This is a genomic window from Ruegeria sp. BG6 (genome assembly GCF_056538465.1).
Window position 1 is genome coordinate 178,992 of the sequence record NZ_JBQFTB010000009.1, and the last position, 11,040, is coordinate 190,031.

Annotated in this window: 12 protein-coding genes; 2 read left to right on the forward strand and 10 right to left on the reverse strand. The window is 56.2% G+C overall.

Features of this window, described 5'->3' with window-relative positions; translation table 11 throughout:
* Positions 1–23: 23 nt before the first annotated feature.
* The 8 genes from ACR0JW_RS16460 to ACR0JW_RS16495 all read right to left on the reverse strand — a co-directional run bounded on the left by ACR0JW_RS16460 (position 24) and on the right by ACR0JW_RS16495 (position 7,999).
* Positions 24–1,274: an ABC transporter substrate-binding protein gene (locus ACR0JW_RS16460; RefSeq protein WP_170614504.1), complete on the reverse strand. Its 1,251-nt coding sequence runs from the start codon at positions 1,272–1,274 to the stop codon at positions 24–26.
* A gap of 56 nt (positions 1,275–1,330) precedes the next feature.
* Positions 1,331–2,854, reverse strand: coding sequence for an aldehyde dehydrogenase family protein (locus ACR0JW_RS16465; RefSeq protein WP_170680586.1), 1,524 nt, complete (start codon positions 2,852–2,854; stop codon positions 1,331–1,333).
* Positions 2,855–2,858: 4 nt separating this feature from the next.
* Positions 2,859–3,626 (reverse strand): enoyl-CoA hydratase/isomerase family protein, encoded by a 768-nt coding sequence (locus ACR0JW_RS16470; protein ID WP_170680589.1) that lies wholly within the window; start codon positions 3,624–3,626, stop codon positions 2,859–2,861.
* Positions 3,623–5,194 carry a CoA-transferase gene (locus ACR0JW_RS16475; RefSeq protein ID WP_170680592.1) on the reverse strand — a complete coding sequence of 524 codons (1,572 nt, stop codon included), beginning with the start codon at positions 5,192–5,194 and terminating at the stop codon, positions 3,623–3,625. Before ACR0JW_RS16475 ends, ACR0JW_RS16470 begins: the two co-directional genes overlap by 4 nt.
* Positions 5,194–6,195 carry a Gfo/Idh/MocA family protein gene (locus ACR0JW_RS16480; RefSeq protein ID WP_170614500.1) on the reverse strand — a complete coding sequence of 334 codons (1,002 nt, stop codon included), beginning with the start codon at positions 6,193–6,195 and terminating at the stop codon, positions 5,194–5,196. The genes ACR0JW_RS16475 and ACR0JW_RS16480 overlap by 1 nt, the downstream gene beginning before the upstream one ends.
* A 217-nt stretch (positions 6,196–6,412) precedes the next feature.
* Complete coding sequence (locus ACR0JW_RS16485) at positions 6,413–7,237, reverse strand: TauD/TfdA family dioxygenase (protein WP_170680609.1); 825 nt, start codon at positions 7,235–7,237, stop codon at positions 6,413–6,415.
* Between the two features lie 43 nt (positions 7,238–7,280).
* The gene (gloA2, locus tag ACR0JW_RS16490) at positions 7,281–7,688 is read right to left on the reverse strand and encodes an SMU1112c/YaeR family gloxylase I-like metalloprotein (RefSeq protein ID WP_480714203.1); all 408 of its coding nucleotides are present in this window, start codon (positions 7,686–7,688) and stop codon (positions 7,281–7,283) included.
* Between the two features lie 20 nt (positions 7,689–7,708).
* Positions 7,709–7,999, reverse strand: coding sequence for a winged helix-turn-helix transcriptional regulator (locus ACR0JW_RS16495; RefSeq protein ID WP_480714204.1), 291 nt, complete (start codon positions 7,997–7,999; stop codon positions 7,709–7,711).
* A gap of 214 nt (positions 8,000–8,213) precedes the next feature.
* Between ACR0JW_RS16495 and ACR0JW_RS16500 the strand changes: the two genes are divergently transcribed.
* Both ACR0JW_RS16500 and ACR0JW_RS16505 read left to right on the forward strand, forming a co-directional pair.
* Positions 8,214–8,822: an NAD(P)H-dependent oxidoreductase gene (locus tag ACR0JW_RS16500; RefSeq protein ID WP_170680616.1), complete on the forward strand. Its 609-nt coding sequence runs from the start codon at positions 8,214–8,216 to the stop codon at positions 8,820–8,822.
* A complete protein-coding gene (locus ACR0JW_RS16505) occupies positions 8,809–9,528 on the forward strand; it encodes a glutathione S-transferase N-terminal domain-containing protein (protein ID WP_170680619.1) in 720 nt (239 codons plus the stop codon). Before ACR0JW_RS16500 ends, ACR0JW_RS16505 begins: the two co-directional genes overlap by 14 nt.
* Positions 9,529–10,145: 617 nt before the next feature.
* Here the strand turns inward: ACR0JW_RS16505 and ACR0JW_RS16510 are convergent.
* Positions 10,146–10,853 (reverse strand): IS6 family transposase, encoded by a 708-nt coding sequence (locus ACR0JW_RS16510; protein ID WP_480714205.1) that lies wholly within the window; start codon positions 10,851–10,853, stop codon positions 10,146–10,148.
* 109 nt (positions 10,854–10,962) lie between these two features.
* Positions 10,963–11,031 carry a universal stress protein gene (locus ACR0JW_RS16515; protein ID WP_480714210.1) on the reverse strand — a complete coding sequence of 23 codons (69 nt, stop codon included), beginning with the start codon at positions 11,029–11,031 and terminating at the stop codon, positions 10,963–10,965.
* Positions 11,032–11,040: the final 9 nt, after the last annotated feature.

Here is an 11,040-nt window from a genome sequence, read left to right on the forward strand (position 1 = left end):
CCATCGGGAGGATCACGATAAGATCACTTGGCGATCGAAACTGCGTCGACCAGTTCAACCACTGCAGTCTCGCTGTCATACTCGCCGTTGAAATGGGCTGTGACGACGTCATAGACCGCATTCTTCACTGATGCCGGCGCGGCATGGCCGTGCGCCATCGAACCAAACAAGTTGCCCGACGAAGCCGCTGCTGCCAGATCCTTCATGCCCTGTTGGCCGCAAGCATCCAGATCACTGCCATCCACGTCAGTACGAGCCGGGACAGAGCCCTTCACCTTGTTGAAAGCAATCTGGAAGGATGGTGAAAGGATCGCGCTGGCCAGCGCGGCCTGTTCAGCCGACACCGAACCGCCCTGATCGAACATCATGAACTGGTCAGCATTGAAGGTGACCTGATCCTGAGTACCCGGGAAGCGGAAGCACAAAAAGTCCTCACCCGGCACTTTGCCCGCGTTCAGGAATTCGCCTTTGGCCCAGTCACCCATCATCTGGAAACCGGCTTCACCGTTGATGACCATTGCAGTCGCCAGGTTCCAGTCGCGGCCCGAGAAATTCTCATCCACGTTGTCGCGAATGAACGCCATACGGTCGAACGCTTCCTTCATGGCGTCGCCACCAAGTGTTTCCTCGTCCAGGTCAACGAAGGCTGCTTTGTAGCCATCGGGCCCAAGTGTCGACATCGCCACAGCATCGAAGATGGTCGCATCCTGCCAGGCCTGACCACCATGCGCGATCGGTGTGACACCGGCAGCTTTCAACGCCTCAACCGCCGCGACGAATTCGTCCCAGTTGGTGGGCTGTGCAATACCGTTAGCGTCCAGCACCGCTTTGTTCGCCCAGACCCAGTTGGTCGAGTGCACATTGACTGGTGCCGAGACCCATTTGCCGTCATGCTTGGCAAAGGCCTTCAAAGCATCCGGGACGACATCATCCCATCCTTCTTTCGCTGCGACCTCATTCAGATCAGCCAGCGCGCCCTGATTGGCCCAGTCCAGAATGTCGAAGCCCAAAGCCTGAACAGCAGTCGGCGCGTTACCGGCAGTCACACGAGCCCTCAGAACGGTCATCGCCTGTTCGCCACCACCACCCGCAACGGGCATATCGGTCCAACCGATTCCCTGCCCGGACAGGTCTTCCTTGAGAACATTCAACGCTGCGGCCTCACCACCTGAAGTCCACCAGTGCAGAACTTCCACGTCTTCCGCGTGCGCAAGGCTGGTCGTGCAGAGCAGACCGGCCACAAACAGCGATTTTGTCTTCAGCAGTTTACGCATTCTTGTTTCCTCCCTTAATGCGTTCTTCTTATTCGGGACCAATCCGGTGCCCGGTCTTAATCTTGCGGAACCCATGGCGCTCGGCTGTTGCCGATGCGCATGACTACTGATTTCACTTCGAAGAATTCCTCGAACCCGTAACGTCCGATTTCCCGCCCCTGCCCGGATTGTTTGAACCCACCGAAGGCGACCTCCGGGAATCCGTCCATCCAGGTGTTGGTCCAGACCGTTCCCGTTTCTGCACGACGGGCGAACTCAAGGCAGGTGTGAACGTTTTGGCTCCAGACCCCTGCCGACAGACCGTAAGCGCTATCATTGGTTAGCGCGATTGCTTCGTCCAGTGTTTTGAAGGTCAAAACGGACAGAACCGGTCCAAATACCTCATCGCGGGCGATGGGCATTTCTGGCGAGACGCCAGAAATCACTGTCGGCTGGTAGAACTGATCACCCAGACCATCGACCTCTAGCGGCTTACCACCCAAGTCTATAGTCGCGCCGCACGCTTTCGCTTGTTTGACATAAGCGTCTATCTTTGAGTTGTGCTCGGGCGTTACGATAGCTCCGACTTGCGTCGTCGGGTCCAATGGATCGCCAAATTTGACCTTGCGCGACAAGGCAACGACACGCCCTCGGAAATCGTCGGCGATGTCTTCGTGCACAATGATGCGACTGCTTGAATTGCAGCACTGGCCGACATTGAAATAGATGCCAAACACAACGGCATCCGCCGCTGCATCCAGATCGGCATCGGGAAAGATGACCTGCGGGTTTTTGCCCCCAAGCTCGAGCGCGACCTTTTTGAGCGTACCAGACGCAACTGCGCTGATCGTCTTGCCCACGGCTGTCGAGCCGGTAAAGCTGACCATATCCACGCTCTTGTGACCGGACATCAAGCTCCCGACGGGAACGCCATAACCAAGCACGATATTGCAGACACCGGCGGGCAATCCTGCTTCGACCAGCAACTCGCCGAGCATCAAGGTCGTCGACGGCGTCATCTCGGATGGCTTCACGACGACAGTACAGCCTGCGGCCAGTGCAAATGGCAGTTTCTGGCTGAGGATCCAGAACGGAAAGTTCCAAGGTGTGATGATCGACACGACACCGATGGGTTCTTTCAACACGACACCCATCATGTCCATGCCAAGAGTATTGTGACTGTCGCCGTGGGTGCTGCGTGCCAATGAGGCCGCATAGCGCCACAGATCTGCGGCACCGCCAACTTCGCCCTTGGATTGACTGATCGGCTTGCCGCTTTCCAGTGTTTCGATCAGGGCAATCCGGTCAACGTTCTGCTCGATCAAATCGGCGACTTTCAGCAAGACGGAGGCGCGTTCCTTGCCCGAAGCACGGCTCCAGGCACCGCTGTCGAACGCCTTGCGCGCCGCCTGGATCGCGGCCTGGGTCTCAACCTCTCCCCCCATGGCCGAACGGCTGACGATGTGGCCGTGCGAAGGAGAGCGGCGCTCGAACGTCTCACCCGAGGCGCTGTCCTGCCATATGCCATTGATGAGGTGCCGGCCTTCAAACAGAGGCGGCAGCTCGAACGGGATGGCAGGGTTGATTGCGATGTCTTTCATAATTTCAAAGGCCCGAAAATGTTGGGTTTCGTTTTTCCATGAACGCCGCGACGCCTTCTTCGCGGTCCGCCGAGGCGGCAATTGCTGCACTGCCGAGGGCTTCGACCGCAGCATGGCTGTCCTCACCGACCGCAGCGTGGATCATGTTTTTCGAGATTTCGGTGGCGCGGGGCGACAGGTCGCTAAGATCGGCGGTGATCTCAAGCGCGCGCGCCAGAACCTCGTCAATCACCTCGGTCGCATAGCCTAAAGCCAGCGCACGGTCGGCACCAATACGGCGCCCGAAGAGCGCCATCTCCTTCACCGCAGCCTCGGGGATCAGCCGGGTCAACCGTTGCGTCCCGGACCAGCCCGGCACGATTCCAACCTTGGCTTCGGGCAAGGCCAGCGTGGCGCGCGGGGTCATCAGACGCAGATCACAACAACTGGCCAGCTCCAGCCCGCCGCCAAAGGCGTGGCCATTGATCGCAGCAATCGTCGGTTTGCCGATCCGTGCCAGACGGTCAAAGATCCGATGGCCGTCACGGACCCAATGGCGCGCGAATTCGGCGGGACTCAGACCACCCCATGCGCCAATATCGGCCCCGCAACAGAACGCTTTTTCCCCTGCACCGGTCAGAACAAGCGCACGAATGGATGCGTCACGCTCGACCTCTTGCAGACGAGCCTCCAGCGCATTCAGCATGTCCACCGTCAGAGCATTGAGCTTGGACACGTTGTCCAATGTCAGCACAGCGGTCGCACCCTCGATATGAAACCCAAGCTTGCTCACAGCGTCATCCCCATCGGGCCAACTGCGAACAGAGATTTGGACATCTGAACCGCGTTCTCCGCGACTTTGACGCGACCGCCCGAAGCTTCGACAATGTCGCGTTGCGCCTCAATTCCGGGCATGATTTCCGTCGCAACCAGACCTTGATCTGACAGGCGAATAACGCAGCGCTCGGTTACATACAGCACGTCCTGACCGGTTTCCCGGGCACGGCGGCCGGAGAATGTGACATGCTCGACCTGATCCACCATCTTGGTGAATTTTCCGGGGGCCTTCACACGGATACCGTCATCCGCCAGATCAATCTTGGCGCCGGCTTCGAACCAGCCCGAGAACACGATCTTCTTGGCGCGCGCGGTAATATCGACAAAGCCACCGCACCCTGCAGTCAGATAGGGCTTCTTACCAAGTTTGGAGACGTTCACATTGCCTTCGACATCGACCTCAAGGAAAGAAAGGAACGACATGTCGAAGCCGCCGCCCTGGAAATAGATGAATTGCTGTGGGGACGGCACGAAAGCATGTGCATTGGACGCGCAGCCAAAGGCAAAGCCGGTCAATGGGACGCCTCCAACGGCCCCTTGCTCGATCGCCCATGTCACAGCCTGAGGATGCCCCTCTTCCAACAAGACACGCGGGACCATGGCGCTGATTCCAAAGCCCAGATTGGCGCTCATGCCTGTGCGCAGCTCTTGCGCGGCGCGGCGGGCGATGACCTTTTCGACGCCATGCTCGGCCAGCGAAAAGCTGTCCCAAGGGCGCATAATCTGGCCAGAGATCGCAGGGTCATACGACGTTTCCGTCGTTTGCATCTGCTTCGGGTCTTCAACGATCAGATCGACCAGATGCCCCGGCACGCGCACGTCATGGGGGCGCAAGCTTCCGGCGGCAGTCACACGTTGAACCTGTGCGATCACGATCCCACCGTGGTTGCGTACACAGATCGCTTGCTCCAGCCCGCCCAGATAAGCACCTTCGTGTTCATAGGTCAGGTTGCCGAACTCATCCGCCGTTGTTGCGCGCAAAACACATACGTTCGGGTTGATGTTCGGAAAGTGCAGCCAGGTCTGACCGTCGAACTCTCTCCGGTTCACGATAGGCGCAGCCGCGCCACGCGCGTTCATCGCGCACCCCTGGCGCACCGGATCCACGAAAGTCTCAAGCCCGACCTGCGTCAGAACACCGGGCCGATGCGCTGCGGCCTCGCGATGCATGTCGAACAGAATTCCCGAAGGCACGTTATATGCGGCGACCCGATCCTCGACGATCATTTTCCAGATTTCCGGCATCTCAAGGCTGGAAGGGCCCGACGGGTATGATCCGGCGAGAACGCGGTTTAGCAATCCATCCTGCGCCAGATAATCCATGCCCTTCACGCCATACATATCCCCGGCGGCGATAGGGTGCAGCGTTGTAATGTTGCGCGGATGCCCCTCCGCGCAAAACCGCTCTCCAAGTGCCTTCAGCACAAGGTCAGGGCACCCCAATGCCGAGGACGACGAAACGGTTACCACCGCATTGTCAGGAATGCGAGAAACGGCCTCGGAAACGGAAACGAGCTTGGTCATCAGAAGCCACCATAGTCTACGTTGATGCGCTTACCTGACGCTGCGGCCTCACGAACGCTCAGCGCGACGGACAGCGATTTCACTCCATCAGTTCCATCCGCAGCTGGACGGCCCTGACCCGCTGTTGCGGCGACAAATTCGGACACGCCCTGAATGTAGAGCGAATGCTCCGAAAACGGGATTTCTTCGCTTCCGGCTTCTGTCACCAGTTTTATTGCCCCAACTGGGCGCTGCGTCATGACGCCATCCGCAAAAATCGAACCCTTGGTCCCGTGCACTTGCAGGCCCGAACCTGCAAATGGGTGCGTAAAACTTTCATGTGTCATGACCATCGCGCCTGAAGGCATCGTCCAGACGGACATGCACGAGTCTTCGACCCCCTGCCCCATCCCAGAGCTGGCCATTTGCGCAACGACAGACACCGGGTCCTCATTAAGCAGGAACCGCGTGACATCCGCATCATGAACGACGATGTCGGGGATCACGCCGCCGCCGGCATCTGCTGAGTTGATACGCCACCCTTGTAGGTTTCCCGGCAAATGTACCGCGTGATGTATACGCAGCGAAAGAACGTCGCCGACGCGCCCGTCTGCAATGAGGTCACGAATGGCACGATGGCTGCCAGAGCATCGCAGGTGGTGATTTGTACCAAAAGTTACGCCAGCCGCTTCGGCTGCGCGCACCATTTCGACACCTTCCTCCTGAGTCATCCCAAGTGGCTTTTCACATAGAACATGCTTACCAGCCAAAATGGCTGCCATGGCCTGACCGTGGTGCTTCTCATTGGTCGAGGAAACATAAACAGCCTGAATGTTCTCGTCAGAAAGCGCAGCGTCCACGTCCGTCGTTGCGTTGGGAATTCCGTGTTCCTTGGCCCAGGTCTGAACCCGATCTGGAGAATGACTGACGACCCAGGTCACGTTGTTGCCTGCCTGCCGGCGCACCGCGTCCAACATGTATTGCGAAGCTATTGTGCTCGCTCCGACAAATGCCCAATTCATCCTCTTACTCCGCAATTGGAACGTTCCAAAATCTTTAATGGAACGTTCCAATTGTGACAAGAGAAAATTCGACAGGCATTATATGCTCAAGAAAATAAACAGAAATTTCGATACCGATCGCCCTTTTTTTAAATAGTGCACCGGGAATCGAGGGGGGGGTGTTACAGCGTCGTCGCGCCCAAACTGAGTCGCAGAGGTCCGCCTTGTGCCACTTGCCTCACGGCTTCAAGGCAATCCCTTCAACCGTCACCCGGTGCATAAGGCGTCGAAAACCGTGGTAGTCGTTGATTGCCTTGTGCCACGTGGCTCGGTTATCCCAAATGGCGATATCCCCTGCCTGCCAACGGAGGCGGCATTGGAATTCGGGCTGCTTGCAATGATCATAGAGCATCCCAAGCACGGCCGCAGACTCATCTGCGCTCAACCCCTTGATTTCGGTGGTGAACACAGGATTGACGAACAGCCCACGCCTGCCACTAAGCGGATGCGTGATGACAACGGGGTGCAAGGCGTCTTGCGTGGCAGCTTCGGCATTACCCAGCCTGCCGCTTTTTGCGGCCTCTGATTCCATGTTGCTGGAGCCAAAGACATGGCGAGAGGAATGCACCGCCCACAGGCCATTCAGAAAACCACGCATCGTGGGCGACAGAGCCTCATAGGCAGCAGCCATTGACACAAACAGCGTGTCGCCGCCGTGCGGCGGGACTTCCAAGGCGTGCAGAATTGAGCCTATGGCCGGTTCCTGATCATAGGAGTGGTCGGTATGCCAGCCCTCTCCCACAGCCTCTTTCTGATCTTTCTCTTTCAAAACTGTGGCGATCTCGGGATAGCCGTCGACAGGTTTGAAAAAGCGGTTCACGTTAATCGGGCCGAACCTTCGCGCAAAGGACAGATGCTCTTGCGGTCTAACGTTTTGGCCCCTCAGTACGACTACGGAATACTTTGCGAAGGCTGACTTAATCGCGTCGAATTGATCTTCATGCCGGATGTCCGCCCCGACGATTTCAGCACCCAATCCACCGGTGAGAGGTTTTACTTCCATGCGCATTCCTCCCTGCTTCGCTCAGCCTAAAGAACGGGAAACATCACTTCAACGCAGTCGGCGCGGCTTCATACAATTCCAAAGGAAGATCGTCCGGATCACTGAAAAAGGTAAAACGGCGTCCGGTATATTCATCGACACGGATGTCTTCGACGGGAACACCCTTCTGTTCCAATCTGTCTTTCAACTTCTCGATATCGTCTACAACAAACGCAAGATGCCGCAGACCCAGCGCCTCGGGGCGGGACGTGCGTTTGGGCGGGTTGGGAAAGGAAAACAACTCAATCTGAGTACCATCCGGCAAAGCCAAGTCCAGCTTCCAAGATTGCCGCTCGGCCCGGAAATTTTCCGCAACTATCTCCAACCCCAGCGTTTCTGAATAAAATGCCTTGGACTGCTCATAGTCCGAACAAATGACCGCAGCATGGTGGATTGCTTTCAAACTACCCACAGACTCATTCCCTCATATTATCACATGGTTCGATCCAACTCTTGAGGTAATTCTTCGCTCCACTTTCGAAGCTCTTCAAGAAAACCAAGAGCTGTCTGGCCAAATTCGGTAACCGAATATTGCACGGAAACAGGAGCGGTATCCATTACCTGCCGGCGAACCAGACCCTGCCCCTCAAGTTGACGTAGTCTTTCAGTGATCATCTTCTTGCTGGCACCGCCGATCATGCGCGACAGATCGTTGAAGCGCACTGGGCCATCTCTAAGGTGCCACAAGATCGACCCCGTCCACTTTCCGCCAATGATCCGCATACCGCGTTCGATTGCACATGGTTCCTGACAGGCCTCTGAGACCTTTCGGCGCCCTTTGGCATCCTCATCAATTCGCGCCCGCATCGTCGTCCCTTCGCTCAGACATCTAGGTTACCAAAAGTATACTAGTTGAATTATCACACCATCGCAATCAAATGCTCTCTGAACTCGCTGAAAGTCAAGGGTTCAGAGATAGTACATATAGGATATGGACATGAGCAAAATCCTGATCGTCAACGGCACCCAGCCCTACGAATTCGCCCCCGGACAGTTGAACGCCAGCCTCGCCAAACGCGCACGTGACACGCTGACCGCAATGGGTCACGACGTGCGTGTGACCACCGTCGCCGACGGCTATGATGCAAATGCTGAGGTCGAGACGCATCTGTGGGCCGATACAGTCATCATGCAGTTCCCGGTGAACTGGATGGGGGTACCGTGGATATTCAAAAAATACATGGATGAGGTATATACGGCTGGCATGGATGGCCGCATGTGCGCAGGTGACGGTCGAACGACCGACGCGCCCAAAGCCAATTACGGTACCGGGGGCACACTAAACGGTAAGAAATACATGCTGTCGGTTACGTTCAACGCCCCAAAAGAAGCGTTCGATGATGCGTCCGAGCCTTTCTTTGCGGGCTCCAGCGTCGACGACCTGTTAGCGCCGATGCACCTGAACGCAAAGTTCTTTGCCATGCAACCCCTTCCGACTTTTGCTGCATTCGATGTTATGAAGGACCCGGAAATCGAGGCCGATTTCGCTCGATTTGACGCGCATCTAAAAACCACATTTGCCGAGCTTGAACATGTCCCAGCCTGATATCCATCTCTATACCGCTGGAACGATGAACGGGTACAAGCCGGTTATCTTCCTGGAGGAGGCAGGCGTCCCCTACGACCTGACACATATCAATTTTTCCAAGCAGGAACAGAAGGCGCCGGATTATCTGGCGCTGAACCCAAATGGAAAGATCCCGACAATCGAGGATCGTTCGGAGAGGCGCGCCATCTTCGAATCCGGTGCGATCCTGTGGCATCTCGCCGAAAAATACGGAAAATTCCTGCCTTGGGATCCGGTCAAACGGTCAGAGGTCATGCAGTGGATGTTCTTTCAGGTCGGCCATATAGGCCCAATGATGGGACAGGCGATGTACTTCCAGCACATCGCCGCACCAAACGGCCACGAAGAGCCGTTCTCAATCCGCCGCTACGTGGACGAAAGCCGCCGCTTGATGGAAGTGATGAACACGCGCCTGGATGGGCGTGAATGGATCGCCGCGGACGAATACACCATCGCTGACATGATGCTGTACCCATGGGCACGCGCTTATGTCTGGGCGCGGGTAGGAGTGTCGGACTTGCCGCATCTGAATTCGTGGTTCCACCGTATTGATGCCCGGCCCGCCGTGCAGCGCGCGCTGACGATACCCAAGGCAAACCCGCAGTTCTGGGATGCCGACGCGGATGCCAGCGCCTTTGCAAAGGAAAACGCGGCGCGGTTCTCCAGTGATGTGAAAGGAACCTGAACCGGTAAGAGACGTTGTCAGACAATTTCGAACCAGTCTCAGCTGGGTCAGTAGAACTGCTCTTTACACTGCGCCAGGTTCGCGCCACTCAGCGAGAGCGGTAACCGATGTACAGCATCACAGCAAGGCGGATGATCTCGGGGCTGGTTTTGAAATACTGGGGGATCATCTTTGCATGAGTAAAAGCTACGAAAGCTCCCTGACCCGCTCAAGCAAAGCTCTTCTGACAAGAACGATTAAACAATTCCCTGTTCCCACAAGAAAATCCCCTGCTCCAACATCCAGGGATGTGTGCGACATAAGCCGCTGAAAAACATACAATTCTGACACGAAAAATGCCTGTATTCGAACCCATCTCACGATAATTCCCCGTAAACTGATGGTTATCAGGGAAATCCGGCCCAAAGAGACCCCGACAAAATGCGGCACTTAGACTGAGGCCTGAATTCTGCTCTAAGTGCAACGCTTGCTCCATCTCAGATTGAAAGCGCAAGCGCCAACGCGGGAACTGCGGCACAATTCCGGGTCAGAAAATACAACTGGATTGAGACGGGTATGAGTGGCGGTGCTGTCAGACAAATTCGAACTAGTCTCAACTAGGCCAGTAGAGCTGTCCTTCATGCCGCGCCAAGTTCGCGCCACTCGGCGAGAGCAGCGGCGCGTGTCAGCTTGAAGGTGCCTCGGCTGGTGAGAGATCGCTCCTGGTTAAAGTGGTTGTAGACGAAGGAGTGGACGGCGGCGAATTTCTGTAAACTTTGCATACGCCTGAATCGCTGCATCGCGCGTTCTCTTCGTCGGAAAGGAAGGTGTGAGTTCTCAACCCGGTTGTTAAGCCACCTGCCCGTCCTTTGTTTTTCGGTAACGCCAAGCTCTCTGAGCGCGGCCCGGTACGATGCGAAGCGATCCGTGACGACGGTTTCCGCTTTACCGTATCGCTTCATCAATTTCTTGAGTAATTTCAGTGCTGCAGCTTTGTTTCGGCGTTTGGTAACAACGGCCTCTAGCACCTCGCCTTCGTGATCAACAGCCCGCCAAAGATAATGCCGCTTGCCATTCACCTTCACGAAAACCTCATCCACGTGCCACTTCCATTTGGAGAAGGCCCGCAGTTGCTGAACACGCTTTCTTCGGATTTCAGCAGCAAACATTGGGCCAAACCTGTTCCACCAATATCGGGCAGTTTCGTGGCCGACATCGATCCCGCGTTCATGCAGTAGGTCTTCAACATTCCGAAGCGAGAGCGGAAACCGGATGTACAACATCACCGCAAGGCGGATAATCTCAGGGCTGGTTTTGAAGTATTTGAAAGAGGCAGGTCTGGTCATGGGCGAAAGCTACGCAACCGCCATGCCCCGCTCAAGCAAAGTTCTTCTGACAAGACCCCCAAGTTCTTCTGACAAGACCCCATAGAGATCTCGCATCGCTAGCTTTGGATCAACGAATTACGTGAACCGAACACTTGGCGTGATGCACGACTCTGTTCGCAGTGGAACCTAGAAATATGTCCTCAAA

Excerpts from the sequence above, each read along its gene's own strand:
- ACR0JW_RS16460 (WP_170614504.1), bottom strand. The coding sequence starts at position 1,274 with ATGCGTAAACTGCTGAAGACAAAATCGCTGTTTGTGGCCGGTCTGCTC.
- ACR0JW_RS16465 (WP_170680586.1), bottom strand. The coding sequence starts at position 2,854 with ATGAAAGACATCGCAATCAACCCTGCCATCCCGTTCGAGCTGCCGCCT.
- ACR0JW_RS16475 (WP_170680592.1), bottom strand. The coding sequence starts at position 5,194 with ATGACCAAGCTCGTTTCCGTTTCCGAGGCCGTTTCTCGCATTCCTGAC.
- ACR0JW_RS16480 (WP_170614500.1), bottom strand. The coding sequence starts at position 6,195 with ATGAATTGGGCATTTGTCGGAGCGAGCACAATAGCTTCGCAATACATG.
- ACR0JW_RS16485 (WP_170680609.1), bottom strand. The coding sequence starts at position 7,237 with ATGGAAGTAAAACCTCTCACCGGTGGATTGGGTGCTGAAATCGTCGGG.
- ACR0JW_RS16495 (WP_480714204.1), bottom strand. The coding sequence starts at position 7,999 with ATGCGGATCATTGGCGGAAAGTGGACGGGGTCGATCTTGTGGCACCTT.
- ACR0JW_RS16500 (WP_170680616.1), top strand. The coding sequence starts at position 8,214 with ATGAGCAAAATCCTGATCGTCAACGGCACCCAGCCCTACGAATTCGCC.
- ACR0JW_RS16505 (WP_170680619.1), top strand. The coding sequence starts at position 8,809 with ATGTCCCAGCCTGATATCCATCTCTATACCGCTGGAACGATGAACGGG.
- ACR0JW_RS16510 (WP_480714205.1), bottom strand. The coding sequence starts at position 10,853 with ATGACCAGACCTGCCTCTTTCAAATACTTCAAAACCAGCCCTGAGATT.